We start from the raw sequence: 17,544 nt of genomic DNA, 5'->3' as shown, positions 1-17,544 counted from the left end.
GTTATCCGACCGATTGACACCCTGTCGCCTCGATGTTGGGCTCAATCGAACAGTTCGCCCAACTTGGATCCAATCAGGAGACTTCATGAGCCTCGACAGCATTCTCAACGATGACGAAAGACTGGCCGATCTCGACGCCGATCAGCTTCGACAGCTCGTCGGACTCGTCGAGTACGACGACAAGCGAGATCCCTTTCCCGTAAGTGGCTGGGACGCCATCGTATGGGTGGTCGGCAACGCGATGCAGACCGCTCACTTCTTCCAGTCCGCGTTCGGCATGGAACTGGTTGCGTACTCCGGTCCGACGACCGGCCAGCGTGACCACCACGCATACGTGCTCAAGTCCGGCGCAGTGCGTTTCGTCATCAAGGGAGCCGTCGATCCGAACAGTGATCTGATCGCCCACCACAGCCGGCACGGCGACGGCGTCATCGATATCGCCCTTGCGGTGCCGGACGTGGACCGATGCATCGAGCATGCGCGAGCTCAGGGAGCGCGAGTGCTGCAGGAGCCGACCGATACCTCCGACGAACACGGCACGGTACGGACAGCCACGATTGCGACGTACGGCGATACCCAGCACACGCTGGTCGACCGCTCCCGATACACCGGCACGTACCTGCCGGGTTATGTGCCGCGCGCGTCGACGCTGCAGCGACCGGAAGGCGCTCCCAAGCGCATTTTTCAGGCACTCGATCATGTCGTGGGCAACGTCGAACTGGGCAAGATGGACGAGTGGGTGGACTTCTACCACCGCGTCATGGGATTTACGAACATGGCCGAATTCGTCGGTGCCGACATCGCAACCGACTACTCGGCGCTGATGAGCAAGGTCGTCTCCAACGGCAATCATCGGGTGAAGTTTCCATTGAACGAGCCGGCCATCGCCAAGAAGCGCTCACAGATCGACGAGTACCTCGAGTTCTATCGTGGACCCGGCGCGCAGCATCTGGCTCTCGCCACCAACGACATTCTCTCCTCGGTCGATGCGCTGCGCGCCGCCGGTGTCGAATTCCTCGCCACCCCGGACTCGTACTACGAAGACTCCGAACTGCGCGCACGGATCGGCAACGTTCGAGTACCGATCGAAGAGTTGCAGAAGCGCGGCATCCTGGTCGACCGCGACGAGGACGGGTATCTCCTGCAGATCTTCACCAAGCCACTGGTGGACCGCCCGACGGTATTCTTCGAGCTCATCGAGCGTCACGGATCACTCGGCTTCGGTATCGGCAACTTCAAGGCACTTTTCGAAGCCATCGAGCGTGAGCAAGAGGCTCGCGGGAACTTCTGACTTGGTGGGATGTCAGTGCGGAAGCGTGTAGACCGCGGATATCACCGCCCACCGAATCTCTGACGGTACGCCGAGGGAGTGAGCCCGGTCTCTCGGCGCATCAGAGAACGCAGCGTCGTGGTGGTACCCACACCCGTGGCCGCCGCGATCGCAGTCAGGTCTGCATCGCCGCGTTCGAGCAGCCGACATGCCATCCGCACGCGCTCGCGAGTGAGCCACGCGTGCGGAGTCGTGCCGAGTTGGGCGATGAATCGGCGATGCAGCGTCGCAACGCTGACGTGAGCCTGACGAGCAAGGTCCGCCACCTGGATCGCGTCGCTCAGATGCTCCACTGCCCAGGACGTGAGCGGACCGAGCGACTCCGACGACAGAGCCGGAACCGGCCGTTCGATGAATTGCTTCTGCCCGCCGTCCCTGTTGGCCTCGAACACCAACCGGCGGCTGACCGAGTTCGCAACCTCCGCACCGTGGTCGCGCCGAACCACGTGCAGCCCCAGATCCAATGCTGCGGCGCTCCCAGCTGCGGTGAGGATATCGCCGTCGTCGACGAACAACACGGCCTCCTCGAAGATGACCTGCGGGAACCGTCTGCGAAATACATCCGACCACTGCCAATGGGCAGTGGCCCGACGACCGTCGAGCACTCCGGCCTCGGCGAGAGTGAATGCGCCGCTACAGAATCCGATGAGCCGAGCGCCACGGTCGTGAGCTCGCCGCACCGCGTCCAACACCTCCCGTCGGCGCGGCACCTCGGTGTCCGGCCGGTTGGGCACTATCAGCGTATCCGCGGTGTCCGCAGCCCCAAGATCCTCGACCGAAGTCAACGAGAAGAACCCGTCGCGCATTCTCGTCGTCGGTTCGGGGGCACACAGCCGAAAGTCGTACAGCTTCCCACCAAGCTCCGGCCGATCCAGACCGAATACCTCAGTAGCGCAGCCTAACTCGAACGGATTCGAGTTCTCGTCGACGATGACCACCACGCGATGATCTCGCGATCGGTCGGGTGAGTGAGAGTTTTCTTTCGACACGTGCAATTTATAGCACTCACTTCCATGGCCAGGCGCCAACCAGAATCGGATCCATGACAACGCAACCAGTGGAACTCCACCGTGCCCTCGACACGTTCACCGATGAGTGGAGCCCGCACATCGTCACCCGCGTCAACGATTACGACGTTCGAGTCGTCAAAGTCCGAGGCGAGTTCGTCTGGCACCGCCATGTCGACACCGACGAGTTCTTCCACGTGCTCAGCGGCGAGCTCGACATCGCACTGCGCGAAACACCGGGACATGAACGCATCGTCCGCCTCGCCGCCGGATCGGTGTAAACCGTTCCGCGTGGGGTCGAACACAAGCCCTCGTCTGCCGATGGCGCATCCGTTCTTCTGTTCGAGCCGTCGAGCACGGTCAACACCGGTGATCGCAGCGGCGACATGCCCGCTCATATTCGTTCGACGACCGGCCGCGACATCACGCCCGCGTAGCACCCTCCCGCGCATGGGTCATTGCGTCGGTTGTCGCGCAGCGGGATCGACGATGTATGGGTTCTCAACATCGGCGTTGTCGACGACGAAGGTCGCCCGATCCCACGGCCTCACCTCTTCGAAGTAGATTCGCTGTCCGCCGACGTATCGTTGCGTAGTCTCGTGCTCTGCATCGGGGTTGGTGCCGTCCCGCTCGGACAGACGTCGAACCATCTCCTCGACTGGAACGCCGAGGAAGATCGACAGATCCCAGACGTCTACCAGCTCTGCGCGATGAAGGAACAGACCCTCGACCAATACGATCGCATCATCGGGCGCGTGCACGGCGTCGGCGAGCTGCACAGCATCGGTCTCCGGGTCGTACGACGCAGGCCGGTACCAGCCGTCACCGCCGCGCCGCAGAGGGTTCAGGGCGACGGAGTAGAACGACTCGTAGTCATACAGATCCAGCCAGTGCCCTTGCGGTGACCAGCGTCCCCTGGCATGTCGTGTTGCCGCAGGATTGAGAAAGTTGTCGACATGGAGCACGACTACGGGCCGGCCGACAATCGAATGGGCCAGGTTCGACGCAAAAGTGGTCTTGCCGCTACCGTCGACACCGTCGATTGCGACAAGTGCCCGGCCACGGGGCACGGCCCGGAGCACCTGCTTCGCGATGACGTCGATCATGACTCTCCTTGCCGAGGGCTTCGCGCGCACAAAGTCTAGAACCCACGAGGAATCTACGCGGCCCCGCCCGAGATCAGTTCTATCAAGCCGTAGGGAGCGCGATCACCGAGGCACCGATCCAGCGTCTCGTGCGCCTCGACGGCTACTGCCGCACTTCGCGAGAACAGGGCGCATTCGTACTCTGCGAGGGCGGTTTCGATGTCACCGGGATATTCAGCGATCACCCTGCCGAGTTCGGCGCCGTCGAACATCGCCAGGTTCGCACCGTCCCCCGACGGTGGCATCAGATGCGCGGCATCACCGACGAGCGTCACCCCGGGCACACGATCCCAACGTTGGTCGTTCGGGAGTGCATGAATCATCCGCGCAACGGGTGCGGTATCAGCAGCGGTGATCAGCGACGTGAGTTCGGTTGCCCAACCAGCGAATTCGGCGGCAACGTAGGCTCTCGCGGCAGCAGCATCGGTGGAACTGACACCATCGACCCATTCGGCGGGACGGTTCACCTCGACGTAAGCATGCAGGACGCCCCCTGCCTCACGGTGCGCAGCGATTCCCATACCGGGACTCATCGCGAACATCGCTCCGCTGCCGACTGCCGCCGATGCGGCGGGGTGCCGCTCGTCGACGTCGTAACAATAGGTTTCGACGAAGGTGACCCCGACATATTTCGGCGTCGCCGAGGACACCAGCGGACGAATCTTCGACCATGCACCATCGGCACCGACCACGAGATCGGAGATCGCCGCGGATCCATCGGCGAACGTCAGGCCGTGCCTGCCGTCGCCGAGCGGCTCGACGCCGATCAGCTTCTTGCCCCACCTGACCGTCTCGGCCGGTAGGGAGTCGACCAGAATCCGCCGTAGATCCCCGCGCAGCACCTCGGGGCGTCCGCCTGTGCCGTCGTCGGGTTCGTCGAAGAGGACGGCACCGGAGCTGTCGAGCACGCGAGTCGCCTCCGCGCCCTGGTGGATTATGGCCCGAAACTCCTCCATCAGTCCCGCCGCAGCGAGCGCAACTTGGCCGTCGATCTCATGAATGTCGAGTTGGCCGCCTTGCGTGCGCGCCGCAGCGGACGCCTCGGCCTCGTACACCGTTGCGTCGATGCCGTGGACGTGGAGGACTCGGGCGAGGGTGAGGCCACCGAGGCCCGCACCGATGATGGCAATCTGCATGATGATCTCCTGACTGGAACGTTGTTCCACAATCTTGGAACAACGTTCCAGTATGTCAAGATGAACGAATGGCACGCAAGAACGAACGACGGGCCGACGCGCTCTCCCACGAGCGGATCGTCGACGCAGCGATCGAGATCCTCGATACCGACGGCGAGAACGCTCTGACGTTCCGGGCGCTCTCGACGCGACTTGCCACGGGAAGCGGGGCAATCTATTGGCACGTCCGAAACAAGAGCGAACTGCTCGGCGCTGCCACCGATGGCGTGGTGACCCGGATCCTTGCCGACACAGCAGACGAGGCAAGCCCGCGCGCGTCGATCACGACGACTGCACTCGCACTTTTCGACGCCATCGATGCGCGCCCGTGGATCGGTGCTCAACTCGCCCGCGAGATCGGGCAGATGGCGACCGCGAGGATTCTCGAGGTCTTCGGTACCCAGGTTCGAGCGTTGGGTGTGCCCGACCGGGCGCTCTTCGACGCGACTTCTGCGTTGGTGAGCTTCGTCCTCGGCGCCGCCGGGCAGAACGCGGCGAACGCAGCGAACGCCCGACTGCACGGGAACGAGACCGACCGAACAACGGCCCTTGCCTCGGTCGCACACCGGTGGACCGAGCTGGACCCCGCACGTTTCCCTTTTCTTCACCGGATAGCTGCGCAAGTGCCCGGGCACGACGACCGCATGCAATTCCTCGCCGGCGTGGACTACCTCCTCGCCGGAATCGAGAGCCGTGTTTCACAACAACGATGATTGGTATTCGGGCGTCCGGGGAAACATTCTGTCGCCGCGCGGCGATGACACCGTGACGGATGACAGCGAGGTCTCCCGATCGTTGTGACCTGACACGATACGACGTGGCCCAGCTCGATGCACTGATGCCGTGTGGATACGAACGGATGGCCTATGCCCGACCCAACGGACGACCCCGCAATTCTGCGGGGACTACTCGAGCTGTCCCCTGACCTTGTTGCCCTCTCCGAGTTCGAGGGAGAAGTCGTCTACGTCAATCCCTCCGGCCTGGCTCTCGTCGGTCTCGACAAGCTTCCCACCAACCCCCCGATGACCACTGCGCAGTTCTTCACCGCACGCGGCCTGGAGGTGGCACGCGAGGTCGAGAGCGCGTTGCGCGACGACGGTTTCTGGCGAGGCCGCAGCGAGCTACGGCATCACGTGACCGACGCAGGCATACCTGCCGCCGTCTGCTGTTTCATCGTCCGCCGCGCGGAGGGTCGACCAGATCTGATCGCGTCGATCATTCGCGATCGCACCGTCGGACATCGACGAGACGCCGAACTGGAGGCAGCCGCGGTCACAGCTCAGCATCACGCAGCCGAACAGGAGGCCTTGGCCGAGCTCAGCCGGATGGCCGTCGACGCCGACCTCCCGGAACTCCTGTCCGCCGCAACAGCAGCTGCCGGTTCTCTGCTCGGTGTCGAATCCGCCGTGATCTTTCGTCACCACACCTCTACCGACAGCACCCTGCGTGTCGACGCCGTGACCCGTGTGCTGGGAACAGATGCCGTTGTGCGCGCCGGTGACGAATCGTTGGCCGGGTACGCGCTGAAGCACAACACACAGGTGGTCTGCGCCGACGTAGACGGGGAGACGCGATTCCAGACGACAACGATGACCGGTCTCGGGCTCCGAAGCGGCGTCGCAGTGCCCATCTCGACAGCAATACTGTGGGGTGCGCTAGCGATCTACTCGTCGGACCGGCGCGACTATCGAGAGTGGGAAGTCTCTTTCCTCACTGCGATCACAAGCATCGTGTCGACAGCGCTCACCCGTATCGACCTCGACAGTCAGCTACGTCTACGCGGAATGCACGATGCCCTCACCGGCTTGCCGAACCGCACACTTGCCTACGAAGTGATCGACGACGCGTTGGCCCGCGCCCGCGAGGACTCGTCATCAGTGGCACTACTCCTGCTCGACATCGATGATTTCAAGATCATCAATGACAGCCTCGGGCATGATTCCGGCGACCTCGCGCTAATCCGGTTCACTCGGAGACTCACCGCGGCAACTCGCGAGCAAGACACCGTCGCACGGCTCGGTGGCGATGAATTCCTGGTCATCTGCGAGGGCATCGACAGCGTCGCCCACGCCGAGGAACTTGCCCATCACATCGAGACAGCGATTGCGGCACCGCTGTCCTCCGGCGAAGCACCCACCCCGCTCAGCGTCAGCATCGGAATCGCTGTGTCGGAACCAGGGACGACACGCCGGGATCTGATCCACCGTGCCGACCTGGCCATGTATCGCGTCAAAGACAGCGGCTCCGGTGGCTACGCGGTGTTCGACACCGGCGACATGTACGACGCCGAACGCATTCGGTTGCTGTCGACCGACCTCCGACACGCTCTCGGCCACGGCACATTGACCCTCGACTATCAACCGCTCGTCGACATCGCGTCCGGCGACGTCGTCGCAGTCGAGGCGTTGGCACGCTGGGATCACCCGAAATTCGGACCCATCTCGCCCGCGGAGTTCGTTGCCGTTGCCGAACGAACCGGACTGGCAACAGCTCTCGGCTCCTGGGCGCTGCAGACGGCGTGCCGTCAAGCAGCACAGTGGCGTGCTGAGTGGGACATTGCGATCAGGGTGAACGTCAGCGCCCTGCAGTTGCGCAGCTCGGCATTCCCAGCCGACGTCGCTGCAGTGCTCGAGGAAACCGCCCTACCTCCCCACGCTCTCGGACTGGAGATCACCGAAACGATCTGGGTCTCCGACACCGCACGGGTCGCCGACACCCTCACTGCGCTCCACGAGATGGGTATCGCGCTGCTTCTCGACGACCTAGGCAAGGGCCACAGCTCGATCTCGTACCTCGACCGCTACCCAGTGTTCGAGTGCTTCAAAATAGACAAGTCCTATATCGCCGCGCTGCCCAATCCACGCGCGCAAGCGGTGGTAGCGGCAATCGTGGCTCTGGCCAAAGCTTTCGACGTCACCGTTGTGGGCGAGGGCGTCGAAACGCAGGCACAGTTCGACTCGCTCGTGGCCACAGGATGTGATCTCGCGCAGGGTTATCTACTCGGTCGTCCGGTGAACGCCGAACTCCTTACGGACCTGCTGCAAAACGCTCGAGTGAACAGGTTCGCGCGCCCGTAGCCGTCGGAACACCTGCGCGCATCAATTGCGGTTTCCGTTGCCGTTGTTTCCATTGCCGTTGCCGTTACTGCCGTTCCCGTTACCGCCGTTCCCGTTACCGCCGTTCCCGTTACCGCCGTTCCCGTTGCCGTTGTTTCCGTTGCCACTGTTTCCCGGAGCGCCGCTGTTCGGGTTCGCGGTTTCCACAGGCACGGGTTCTGGGGAGAGGGGAACGACCGGCGCCGGAACGACGACAGGGGCAAGCGACACCGATTCCGGCGCCGACTCGACAGTGGCCTGCGCGGTTGTCTGTGCCGGCAGAATCTCCGAGGTGGACGGCCCCGCCGGCTCGAGGACAGGAGACTCGTCGGACTCGAATGCCGACCAACCGAGCGCGAGGGCGAGCAACAGGGCGGCCACGGCGGCGATCGGCAGAACCCAAGCGCGAGTTGGTCGTCGACCGTCATCGCGTTCGAACGGGACGACAGCTGGGACGTCGGCCGGGATCTTCATCACCGCGGTTGCCGACGGCGAACCGGTGTCGACCATCCGCAGACGGGACGCAACATCAGCTGCCGACGGTCGATCCTGCGGGCGTCGGGACGTCATGTCGGTCAGTAGCGAGGACCACTGACTGCCGAACTCGACCGGGACCACGGGATCGTGGTGCAACCTGGCCACGGCCGCCGCGACGGCACTGCCCTCGAACACCATTCGCCCGACAAGGCACTCGATGAGCACGAGGCCCAGCGAGTAGACGTCGGACGGTGGTCCGGCAGTGACACCTGTGGCTTGTTCGGGGCTGACGTAATGCGCTGTGCCGACGCTTGTTCCGTGCTCGGTCAGCCTTTCGGCATCGACGATGCGGGCAATTCCGAAATCGGCGAGCTTGACGGTCGGTGCCGCGGGCGAACCACCGAGCAGAATGTTGGCCGGTTTGATGTCGCGGTGGACTACTCCACGAGAGTGTATGTACGCCAGCGCCTGAGCAAGCTCGTGACCGATGCGGGCCACCGCTGCGGGCCGAAGTGCGTGTCCGGACCGGAACGTTCCGAGCGTGTGGCCGTCGACGAATTCCATTACCAGATACGGGCCGCCGGATGCAGTCCCAGCGTCGAACAAGGTGACAAGCCCCGGGTGCGACAGCGCAGCCAGGGTCCGAGTCTCGGCGTCGATGCGAGGTGCACTCAGCGGCTGACCGTGTCTGAAGATCTTCACTGCGACCGAGCGGCCGAGCACCTGGTCGTCGGCGCGATACACGTCGGCCATCCCACCGCGGCCGAGCACCTCACGGAGCCGATAGCGGCCTGCGAACAGATCTGTACCGAGATCAGGCTCCCCGCCTGCCATCGTGAACTCCCGTTCGTTGCCCGACGCGTAGTCGGAACTCTATAACCCGACTCTGCGCCCGTCCCCACCAGCGGGGCATGATGGTGCGAGCTGGGGGGCTGTCGGGAATCCGTTCTAGAGGGAAGGCGCCACGTGAGCCAGCCACTGCCGCTGACGCCGCTGACGGTGGGGATCGAGCCGGTTTATCAACCTGTGGTCGCGCTCGACAGCCGCGCTGTCGTGGGCTACGAAGCGCTGACCAGGCCGTGTGCAGACAGCCCATGGGCCAGCCCGATCGAATTGCTCGAGGCCGCCCACACGATGAACGCGACGGTCGCCTTCGATTGGCGGTGCAGACTCGCAGCTCTGCGCGGGGCACTCGACGCCCATATGCCTCCCGAACTGGCCTTGTTCGTCAACGCAGAACCGGTCGCACTTGACGCTCCGCCTCCGGCTGACTGCGCGGACCTGCTCGCTGCGGCCGGTGCCTTGTCGATCACTGTCGAAATAACCGAGCGCCACTTGATGCGCAACCCAGCGGGTCTGCTCCGAGCCGTCGAGCACGCTCGTCACCTCGGGTGGCGCGTAGCGATCGACGACGTCGGTGCCGACTCCTCCAGCTTGGCTTTGCTGCCTCTCATTCGCCCGGACGTCATCAAGCTCGATATGAGAATGGTCCAGGGCAGATCGACGTCAGAGACTGCGGTAATCGTCGCTGCAGTAGCCGCGGAATCCGATCGGACGGGTTCACGCATTCTCGCCGAAGGGATCGAGACCGAACTGCACGAGCGCACGGCGCTGGACATGGGTGCAACCGAGGGACAGGGCTGGCTGTACGGCGTCCCTGGACCGTTGCCCAGCTTCACGCAGACCCGCACTGTTCATCGCCCCGCCCACCCGGAACCGGCAGTGACGGTCCGCGTACCGACGGCAGTGACGCCGTACGGAGTGGTCAGTGCTCTCGGAGCGCCACGGCGCAGCGATCGGTCGCTGTACGACGAGATGGAGATCGGACTGCTGCGCACTGCAGCCGCGATGGGGCCGTCGACTATCGTCATCGCCACCCGCGGGCCTGGTCACGGCGACCGAAGCTCCTTCGATGCGCTCCTCGACGAGTTGGCAGCTCTTTCAGCGCTGACGGCAGTGTTCGAGCCGTATCCGGCCAGAACCACTGTGCGCTATCGCGCCGTCACCGTCGATGCATCCGATCCACTGGCCTTGGAACGGTCTGTCATCGTCGTTGCCCCGTTCCAGACGGCAGCGTTGGTCGGGTTGGACCGCGGTCCGGGCGATAACGGACGGCACACCTACCACTACCGGCTGACCTACGACCGAAACGTCGTGCTCGACGCAGCAACCGTCCTGCTACATCGATTGGGTCTTTAGCGCCTGTACGTACGCCGCAGCGAGGCCGGGGACAATGCGGCTGTCCCCGGCCTGCCGACGCCTACGACGCTTCGATGGTCCGTCTGGACTCGGCGTCGTCGGACCGCGCGATCTCGATCCTGCGCGGCTTCGCCCGCTCGGCGAGCGGAATGGTCACCGAGAGCACACCGTTGTCGTACGAGGCAGAAATTCTCTCGGTGTCGATTCCCTCCCCGAGCGAGAGCTGACGACGGTACGTGCCGGCGAATCGCTCGGAGGAAATCCACTGCACACCTTCACTACCCGGAGCAGTTCGGTGCGCTGTCAGCGTCAGGGTGCCGCGATCGACGTCGACATCGATCGATCCAGGGTCCACGCCGGGCAGGTCGGCGCTCAGAACGTAGTGGTCATCGACCTTGTACAGGTCCATCGGCATGAAACGTGGGGCACGGTCCGAACCTGACGACGCACCGAGCATCCCTGCAGTGAGGGTATCGAGGTCACGAAACGGATCGAAGCGAAGCACAGCAACCACCTCCTGTACTGACGTTGCACCCGCCCCTGTAGCGGGCTGCTACTTCACTGTGCAATGAAGAAATTAGCACTCTCACCGGTCGACTGCCAAGTGCTTTCCGAGAGAATTTTCGGGCGAATAGTGCTGCCCGACAGCAGGTCCGAACCTCACCCTGAGCACTGACAGGGGCGACGCATGAACCACCCCGCTTGCTATTGATAACGGTTGTCATTACTGTTCACGCGTGGATGCGTTGGGGAGCGGAGGACATTGGTGACACACCTGTTGATGGTGGAGAGCTGGGTCGGCGCGATGGGCACACTGCTGCCCAGGGCAGTAGCGGATGCGGGGGTCGAGTTCACGTTCCTGACGAGGCGACCGGAGCACTACCCGGAATCCTTGCCGGACGGATCGCCGCACCCCCTGCGCCGGGGCCGGGCCGTAGTCACAGCGGAAACCAACAATCCGGACGCGGCCGTCGACGCGGCACGCCGGATCGACGCCGAGGCGCCGATCGCGGGAGTTCTGACCAGCTGCGACTACTACCTGCCCACCGCAGCGAGAATCGCAAGGGCACTGGGGCTTCCCGGTCCAGAGCCGGAGGGGGTCGAGATCGCGTGCGACAAGTCACGTACCCGGGCGAGGTTGGATCGGATGGGGATTCCGGGGCCGCGCCACGCGACCGCGCCCGTCGCCGACCTGAATCGCCTCCGTGCGGCGGCCGAGACTGTCGGATACCCACTGGTGGTCAAGCCCACGGATCTGTGCGCGGGAATGTTCGTGCGCCGCGCCGATGATTTGCCGACGGTGGAGGATGCGGTCGCCGAGTTGCGGGGGTTCGCGGTGAATGCGCGCGGGCAGCATCGCAGCCCAGTGGTGCTGCTCGAGGAATTGCTCGACGGCCAGGAGTTCAGCGTGGAGAGCTGGATTCGACACGGCGATATCCACACGGTGGGGGTGACCGACAAGAGCCTCGGAGGGGTGTCCGGTTTCGTGGAAACGGGGCATATGTTCCCGGCCGACCTGCCTGCCGGGGACCGTGCAGTATTGGTCACTGCCGCCGAGGCTGCAATCAGTGCGATCGGACTCGATCACGGGGTAGTACACACCGAGCTGCGCTTGACGACCTTCGGTCCGCGGATCATCGAGATCAATCCTCGTCCGGCCGGCAATCAGATCACCGAGTTGATCAAGCACGTCACCGGAATCGACCTGCCGCGAGTGGCTGTCGAGCTCGCACTCGGACGTGATCCCGCCGCTGTGATTTCGGAGCTCGAGGACGATGGCGCACGACCGCGCAGTGCCGCGGTGCGCATGCTGATACCCGAAGAGTCGGGAATCGTCGCGGAACTGCACGGGTTGGATGCGGTCGCGGCGCATCCAGCGGTGGCGTCGTCGGTGTTCAAGGCAACTGGTCATCACACGGGCGCCGGGGTGGACAACAACAGCTACCTGGGTAGTGCCATCGTCGTTTCTCCCGATGTCACCGGGGCCCGGCCACTTGCCGAGGAACTGTTGTCGTCGATCTCGGTCACCTACAGCGAGGTTTCTGCGAGATGACCATGAGCGCCGAGGCGAATGCCGGCACCATTGCTGCGCTACTGGATCGGTATCGTACCGATCCTGAGCTTGCTCCGGCCGATGACATTGCAGTGTCGGTCGCCTTCACCACCTATCAGGGGGTTCGGCACGACGGGCGCAGCGGCGGTTATCGCAACCAGGTGCTCAGCCTGCGAGTGGGTGCGGCAACCGGCTCGTGCGCGGTAGAACCTGGGTCGATGGACCCAGAAGTGGTGCACGCCTGTGCAGGGGTGCCGGTCACCGATCTGCTCCACCACGAGGATTCGGCCGTTCGGGTGGCTGCTCTCGACGCATATCTGGCCCATCTGTGTCCCCACTCCAGCGATGCCCGCGCAGAGACGGTGCAGGTACCTGCAGGCGATTCTGTGCAGCGATCACTAGCCCGCGCATGGGCAGTAACTGGGCTGGTCGATACACCGCAGAACGGGCGGGTGCTGGTGATCGGGGTGGTCAACTCGCTGCTCGCCTGCTTGCGCGATCGCGGTCTGGGCTATGTGCCATGCGATCTGAAGGGCGGGGTCACTGAATGGGGCGAGGCAATCGTCACCGACTTCACCGAGGCGCTCGACGACTGTGATGCGGTGTTGGCCAGCGGAATGATGCTCGGCAACGGCACCTTCGACCGGTTGCACGCCCTGGTAACCGCGTCCGACCGGCCGATTCCGGTCACGGTTTTCGCACAGAGCGGGGCCGCGGTCGCCCGGGAGCTGCTCGGGTGCGGGGTCGACGCCCTCTCGGCGGAGCCGTATCCGTTCTTCTGGCTCACCGGAGATGCCAGCCCGGTCCACCTGTATCGCGGATCGTGTCTGCGATGACCGTGACCGAAACGCTGGCACGGGTCGGGCACAGCCCGCTCGTGCGCATCGACACCCCGGTACCCGGGCCGCATCCGGGATATTTCGCGAAGATCGAGTCGCTCGGCTTCGGCGGCCTCAAAGCTCGGTCGGCGCTGTCGATGCTGGTCGGTGCGCGGCGTCGAGGCGAGTTGCGGGGCGGCGCGCGAATCGTCGAATCCACCAGCGGCACACTGGGAGTGGGATTGGCGTATGTCGCACAACCACTGGGACATCCGGTCACCTTGGTGGTGGACCGCGAACTCGAACCCGCTATGCGCAATCTCCTGAAGGCACTGGGCGCGACCCTCGAAATCGTCGAGACACCCCATCCCACCGGTGGATGGCAGCAAGCTCGCCTCGATGTCCTGCAGCGCATTCTTGCAGCAGAACCGGGCGCGTACTGGCCCAACCAGTACGACAACCCCGACAACGCCGCCGGCTATCACGGATTGGCCGACGAAATCGTCGAGGGCCTTGCCATGCACGGAATCGATCGGGCCGACGCACTGGTGTGCAGTGTCGGGACCGGCGGTCACAGCAGCGGCGTCGGTCTCCGGTTGCGGCAAGTATGGCCGGATCTGCGGATCATCGGGGTCGACGCGGTCGGATCGGCTATTTTCGGTCAGCCTGCCGCCAACCGGGTCATGCGTGGTCTCGGCAGCAACGTGCATCCGGGCAACGTGCAGTACGGGATGTTCGACGAAGTCCACTGGGCGGGCCCGCGCGAGGCCGTGCACGCTTGCCGAGCCCTGGCTCGCGGCGGCTTCCATACTGGCGGCTGGTCCACCGGTGCGACCGCCACCGTCGCCGGGTGGGCCGCCGCGAGGTGGCCCGGCACTGTGGTCACCATCTTCCCGGACGGCCCAGACCGCTACCTGCGCAGCATCTTCGATGACGACTGGTGCCACCGGCACCGCTTCCTCGACCCGCCACGCACATCACCACACGAAATCGAGGACTGCCACGACCCCACCGGGTGTTGGACCCGATGCCAATCGGTGCAGGCACCGGACCCGATCATCGACACGGCGGAGGCATCGACGGCATGAAGTTGACCTGGACCGTCCATACCCTCGTCTTGGCCACCCCATTCCGGATCAGCCGCGGGGTCATGTCCACTCGCGATGCCATCACGGTCACCGCGACCGACCCCGCGACGGGGTTGTGCGGCCACGGTGAAGTCGTCACCTCGGTATACGCGCGACTGGATGTGGCGCGTATCGACACCGAACTCCGTGCAGTCGGCGTGCGGGGCGACGACTCGATCAGCCTGGACGACGCTCTTGCCCACACGCATCCGGCGGTCGCGGCAGCGGTGTGGTCCGCGATCACCGACCTCCGATCGTGTAGGGACGGAGTCTCGGTCGCCACCTACCTTGGATTGCCGCTGCTCGCTCAGGTGCCGACCGCCCGCACCGTCGGGATCGGGACACCGGAGGAGATGGGCGCAGAGGCCGCCGATCTGGTCGGGCAAGGATTCGGCCTGTTGAAGGTCAAGGCGGACAGCGACGCGTCCGAGTCTGTGCGGCGGCTCATCTCGGTCGCCGCGGCGGCACCCGGGACCGAACTGATAGTCGACTCGAACGAAGCTTGGACCGCGGAAACCGCCCTCTCGGTTCTCGCCGACATACGTGGGCTGCCCGTCGTAGCGCTCGAACAACCGCTGCCCGCCCACGACCTCGACGGGATACGAGACCTGCGTAGCCGCAGCGAGATTCCGATCATCGCAGACGAATCCATCCACACGCTGTCCGATCTCGACGGGCTCTGCGGTCTGGCGGATGCGGTGAATATCAAACTACCCAAGTGCGGCGGCATCTACCGGGCCTACGAACTTGCCACCGCGGCCCGCGACCGCGGCATGGACGTGATGCTCGGCTGCCTGGTGAGCAGCTCGCTGAGTATCGCGCCAGCGGTGCACCTGGCATCGCTGGCGAGGTGGTGCGATCTGGATGGGCACCTGCTGCTCGCCCAGGACCCGTGGACTGGGTTAGGCGGCGAAGATGGCGTCTTGCACCCGAGCGGGCGAAACGGGCTGGGCGTGCGCCGCGCATGGAACGAGGTGTCGTGATGACCGAAACACATTCTCGGGCAGGAACACTCGCGCTCCTGCGCAGCTTTCCCCGCTCTGTGCAGCTACTGGTGCTCAACCAGTACGGCGTAAACACCGGCTTCTACATGCTGGTGCCCTTCCTGTCGATGCACCTGACCGGGAATCTGGGCCTGTCCCTGGCGATCACCGGCCTCGTCCTGGGTGTCCGCACCCTCAGCCAGCAAGGGTTGTTCCTGATCGGAGGCACCGCTGCCGACCGGCTCGGACCGCATCGGGTCATCATCGTCGGCTGCGCCCTGCGTTCGGTGGGCTTCGCGGTGTTCGCCTTCGGCACCAGCGTGCCGCTGTTACTGCTCGCCTCGGTCCTGTCGGGACTGGCTGGGGCACTGTTCAACCCGGCTGTGCGGTCCTATATCGCGGTCGCCGAACCGACCCGGCGGGCGGAAGCGTTTTCGGTGTTCAACGTCTTCGCCCAAGCCGGGGCGCTGTCCGGGCCGCTGATCGGCAGCGCCCTGCTGACAGTAGATTTCCGCACCGTCGCGATCGCGGCGGCCGTGATCTTCGCCGCCCTCACGCTGGCGCAGTTGCGGTTCCTGCCCGCCCACCCGGTCGAACCCGCCGACACGACGGTGCTCCGCGGTTGGGGAGCGGTCCTGGCCAACCGCAGGTTCGTCTTGTTCACCGTTGCCATGCTCGGGATGTTCGCCCTGCAGACACAGATGTATCTGGTGTATCCGGTACTGGCCGGACGCATCACCGACTGGGGTGGTGCGGTCGCGGTGCTGTTTCTGAGCACCACGATCTTCAGCCTGTTCGCTCAGGTTCGACTGACACGTTGGTTCGATCACCGCACGCACCGGGGCATCGCCATCACCGCGGGGCTCGTGTTGATGGGGGCCGCGTTCGTGGCACTACTTCCGGTCCTGTGGTCCGATCGCGGTCACGGCGTCGGTGAAATCGCCCTGGCGCTGACACCGTTGGTGCTCTCCGCCCTGATTCTCGAGGCCGGAATCATGATCGCGCAGCCATTCGTGATGGAACTGATTCCTGCATACGGTAATTCGAATATCTCCGGGACCCTGTTCGGAATGTTCTACCTCGTCTCTGGGATCGCGGCTGCTGGCGGAAACGCCTTGATCGGATACGGTATCGACCTGGGCAACGGCTGGCCCGGCGCGTTGGTGTGCATCGTGCTTGCCTGGGGTTCGGCGGCCGCAGTGTGGTTGCTGCACCGTCGTAATCTGCTCGCCGACCCGGCCGGAACGCCGATATGACAGCAGCCGAGGCGCGGAACCTGCTGACCGACAACCCGGCACTGTACGAGGCCCGCTTTCCCGACCCCGACCACACCGCTGCAAGGTTCGTCGACGACATCCTGCGGGCATATTCACGCTCCGGGGTGCTCGACAAGGTGACCCGCCCGACGTCGGTGCTGGACCTGGGCTGCGGCACCGGCCGCGACCTGGGATACCTAGCCCGAAAGGGGTATCGCTGCCACGGCATCGACCAGTCCTCGGCGATGGTGCGCTACGCGCAGCAGAAGTACGAAGGCGTCACCGCCGCAGTCGGTGATCTGCGGGACTTCGAAGTCGGTGCAAACTTCGACGCCATCACCTGCCTCGACAGTGCCCTGCTGTACTGCCACACCGACAACGAACTGGAATCGTGCCTGCGCTGCGCTCGGTCTCACCTACGCGCCGGTGGGTTCCTGATCGCGGAGATGCGCAACGGCGCCTTCTTCCTCGGCAGCACCGAACTTCTCGGCGCCCCCACCCACTCTTCCTTCACCTGGCAAGGGCACAGCTGGCGGGCGGAGACCACCCTGTGGATCGATCACGCCGCCCAGCTACTGCGCCGCCGCAGGCAGTGGCAGATCCCCGATTCCGTCGAACCGCTCGTCCAGACCTCGGCCTGGCGGTTGCTGTTCCCCGTCGAGCTGACAGGTCATCTGCGCCGCGCCGGATTCGCGGTGCGCGCCATGTTCGACACCCACGGTCCCCGCACCGAGACAGGCTGGCCAGGCCCAACCGCACTCGCGGATCTCAGTGCCGGTGCTAGCACGTTGTCCGGCGACCGGATGCATGTGATCGCCGAGGCCATCTGATCATTCCGCCTACCCCGCTTTCGAATTCACTGCTCAAGGAGAAACCCCC

16 protein-coding genes are annotated in these 17,544 nt (G+C 64.5%); 11 read left to right on the top strand and 5 right to left on the bottom strand.

Translation table 11 applies throughout. The annotated features are described in order from the left end of the window. Window positions 1-85 precede the first annotated feature (85 nt). The gene (hppD, locus tag WDS16_RS24885) at window positions 86-1,291 is read left to right on the top strand and encodes a 4-hydroxyphenylpyruvate dioxygenase (RefSeq protein WP_338888569.1); all 1,206 of its coding nucleotides are present in this window, start codon (window positions 86-88) and stop codon (window positions 1,289-1,291) included. 41 nt (window positions 1,292-1,332) lie between these two features. On the opposite strand, the gene WDS16_RS24880 is transcribed toward hppD, so the two are convergent. After that, a complete protein-coding gene (locus tag WDS16_RS24880) occupies window positions 1,333-2,268 on the bottom strand; it encodes a GlxA family transcriptional regulator (RefSeq protein ID WP_338888567.1) in 936 nt (311 codons plus the stop codon). 104 nt (window positions 2,269-2,372) lie between these two features. Between WDS16_RS24880 and WDS16_RS28255 the strand changes: the two genes are divergently transcribed. After that, entirely contained in the window at window positions 2,373-2,618 is a 246-nt protein-coding gene (locus WDS16_RS28255; protein ID WP_422395715.1) for a hypothetical protein, read from the top strand. Between the two features lie 174 nt (window positions 2,619-2,792). Here WDS16_RS28255 and WDS16_RS24870 read toward each other — a convergent pair whose 3' ends face one another. Together WDS16_RS24870 and WDS16_RS24865 are read right to left on the bottom strand one after the other, a co-directional pair. Further along, window positions 2,793-3,443, bottom strand: a complete 651-nt coding sequence (locus tag WDS16_RS24870; protein ID WP_338888566.1) for a uridine kinase — start codon at window positions 3,441-3,443, stop codon at window positions 2,793-2,795. A 53-nt stretch (window positions 3,444-3,496) separates the two neighbouring features. Beyond that, window positions 3,497-4,618, bottom strand: coding sequence for an FAD-dependent oxidoreductase (locus tag WDS16_RS24865; RefSeq protein WP_422395714.1), 1,122 nt, complete (start codon window positions 4,616-4,618; stop codon window positions 3,497-3,499). A gap of 68 nt (window positions 4,619-4,686) precedes the next feature. On the opposite strand from WDS16_RS24865, the gene WDS16_RS24860 reads away from it, so the two are divergent. After that, the gene (locus WDS16_RS24860) at window positions 4,687-5,370 is read left to right on the top strand and encodes a TetR/AcrR family transcriptional regulator (RefSeq protein ID WP_338888565.1); all 684 of its coding nucleotides are present in this window, start codon (window positions 4,687-4,689) and stop codon (window positions 5,368-5,370) included. Window positions 5,371-5,523: 153 nt separating this feature from the next. Further along, window positions 5,524-7,734 (top strand): putative bifunctional diguanylate cyclase/phosphodiesterase, encoded by a 2,211-nt coding sequence (locus WDS16_RS24855; RefSeq protein ID WP_338888564.1) that lies wholly within the window; start codon window positions 5,524-5,526, stop codon window positions 7,732-7,734. Window positions 7,735-7,755: 21 nt separating this feature from the next. On the opposite strand, the gene WDS16_RS24850 is transcribed toward WDS16_RS24855, so the two are convergent. Beyond that, a complete protein-coding gene (locus WDS16_RS24850) occupies window positions 7,756-9,063 on the bottom strand; it encodes a serine/threonine-protein kinase (protein WP_338888562.1) in 1,308 nt (435 codons plus the stop codon). Window positions 9,064-9,195: 132 nt separating this feature from the next. Here WDS16_RS24850 and WDS16_RS24845 point away from each other — a divergent pair, with 132 nt between their 5' ends. Next, the gene (locus WDS16_RS24845) at window positions 9,196-10,428 is read left to right on the top strand and encodes an EAL domain-containing protein (protein WP_338888560.1); all 1,233 of its coding nucleotides are present in this window, start codon (window positions 9,196-9,198) and stop codon (window positions 10,426-10,428) included. A gap of 61 nt (window positions 10,429-10,489) precedes the next feature. Here WDS16_RS24845 and WDS16_RS24840 read toward each other — a convergent pair whose 3' ends face one another. Next, the gene (locus WDS16_RS24840; RefSeq protein WP_338888558.1) at window positions 10,490-10,933 is read right to left on the bottom strand and encodes an Hsp20/alpha crystallin family protein; all 444 of its coding nucleotides are present in this window, start codon (window positions 10,931-10,933) and stop codon (window positions 10,490-10,492) included. A 261-nt stretch (window positions 10,934-11,194) separates the two neighbouring features. On the opposite strand from WDS16_RS24840, the gene WDS16_RS24835 reads away from it, so the two are divergent. From WDS16_RS24835 to WDS16_RS24810, 6 genes are read left to right on the top strand one after another with little or no spacing between them, the layout of a single operon-like run. Then, window positions 11,195-12,481: an ATP-grasp domain-containing protein gene (locus WDS16_RS24835; RefSeq protein ID WP_338888556.1), complete on the top strand. Its 1,287-nt coding sequence runs from the start codon at window positions 11,195-11,197 to the stop codon at window positions 12,479-12,481. After that, the gene (locus tag WDS16_RS24830) at window positions 12,478-13,317 is read left to right on the top strand and encodes a hypothetical protein (protein WP_338888554.1); all 840 of its coding nucleotides are present in this window, start codon (window positions 12,478-12,480) and stop codon (window positions 13,315-13,317) included. The genes WDS16_RS24835 and WDS16_RS24830 overlap by 4 nt, the downstream gene beginning before the upstream one ends. Further along, window positions 13,314-14,387, top strand: coding sequence for a PLP-dependent cysteine synthase family protein (locus WDS16_RS24825; protein ID WP_338888552.1), 1,074 nt, complete (start codon window positions 13,314-13,316; stop codon window positions 14,385-14,387). Before WDS16_RS24830 ends, WDS16_RS24825 begins: the two co-directional genes overlap by 4 nt. Continuing rightward, on the top strand, window positions 14,327-15,409 hold the full coding sequence (locus WDS16_RS24820; RefSeq protein ID WP_338888550.1) for a dipeptide epimerase: 1,083 nt from the start codon (window positions 14,327-14,329) through the stop codon (window positions 15,407-15,409). The genes WDS16_RS24825 and WDS16_RS24820 overlap by 61 nt, the downstream gene beginning before the upstream one ends. Then, window positions 15,409-16,665 carry an MFS transporter gene (locus WDS16_RS24815; RefSeq protein ID WP_338888548.1) on the top strand — a complete coding sequence of 419 codons (1,257 nt, stop codon included), beginning with the start codon at window positions 15,409-15,411 and terminating at the stop codon, window positions 16,663-16,665. Before WDS16_RS24820 ends, WDS16_RS24815 begins: the two co-directional genes overlap by 1 nt. Continuing rightward, complete coding sequence (locus tag WDS16_RS24810) at window positions 16,662-17,495, top strand: class I SAM-dependent methyltransferase (protein ID WP_338888546.1); 834 nt, start codon at window positions 16,662-16,664, stop codon at window positions 17,493-17,495. The genes WDS16_RS24815 and WDS16_RS24810 overlap by 4 nt, the downstream gene beginning before the upstream one ends. Window positions 17,496-17,544: the final 49 nt, after the last annotated feature.

This window comes from Rhodococcus sovatensis, from assembly GCF_037327425.1.
GTDB classification, from domain to species: Bacteria; Actinomycetota; Actinomycetes; order Mycobacteriales; family Mycobacteriaceae; genus Rhodococcoides; species Rhodococcoides sovatense.
The sequence above is the reverse complement of the archived record's forward strand: the minus strand, read 5'-3'. Positions and strand labels throughout refer to the sequence as shown.

Bases quoted from the DNA above. Each gene is read 5' to 3' on its own strand.
- WDS16_RS24820 (WP_338888550.1), top strand. From the start codon at position 14,327: ATGCCAATCGGTGCAGGCACCGGACCCGATCATCGACACGGCGGAGGC.
- WDS16_RS24850 (WP_338888562.1), bottom strand. From the start codon at position 9,063: ATGGCAGGCGGGGAGCCTGATCTCGGTACAGATCTGTTCGCAGGCCGC.
- WDS16_RS24860 (WP_338888565.1), top strand. From the start codon at position 4,687: ATGGCACGCAAGAACGAACGACGGGCCGACGCGCTCTCCCACGAGCGG.
- WDS16_RS24815 (WP_338888548.1), top strand. From the start codon at position 15,409: ATGACCGAAACACATTCTCGGGCAGGAACACTCGCGCTCCTGCGCAGC.
- WDS16_RS24825 (WP_338888552.1), top strand. From the start codon at position 13,314: ATGACCGTGACCGAAACGCTGGCACGGGTCGGGCACAGCCCGCTCGTG.
- WDS16_RS24870 (WP_338888566.1), bottom strand. From the start codon at position 3,443: ATGATCGACGTCATCGCGAAGCAGGTGCTCCGGGCCGTGCCCCGTGGC.
- WDS16_RS28255 (WP_422395715.1), top strand. From the start codon at position 2,373: ATGACAACGCAACCAGTGGAACTCCACCGTGCCCTCGACACGTTCACC.
- WDS16_RS24855 (WP_338888564.1), top strand. From the start codon at position 5,524: ATGCCCGACCCAACGGACGACCCCGCAATTCTGCGGGGACTACTCGAG.
- hppD (WP_338888569.1), top strand. From the start codon at position 86: ATGAGCCTCGACAGCATTCTCAACGATGACGAAAGACTGGCCGATCTC.
- WDS16_RS24830 (WP_338888554.1), top strand. From the start codon at position 12,478: ATGACCATGAGCGCCGAGGCGAATGCCGGCACCATTGCTGCGCTACTG.
- WDS16_RS24865 (WP_422395714.1), bottom strand. From the start codon at position 4,618: ATGCAGATTGCCATCATCGGTGCGGGCCTCGGTGGCCTCACCCTCGCC.
- WDS16_RS24810 (WP_338888546.1), top strand. From the start codon at position 16,662: ATGACAGCAGCCGAGGCGCGGAACCTGCTGACCGACAACCCGGCACTG.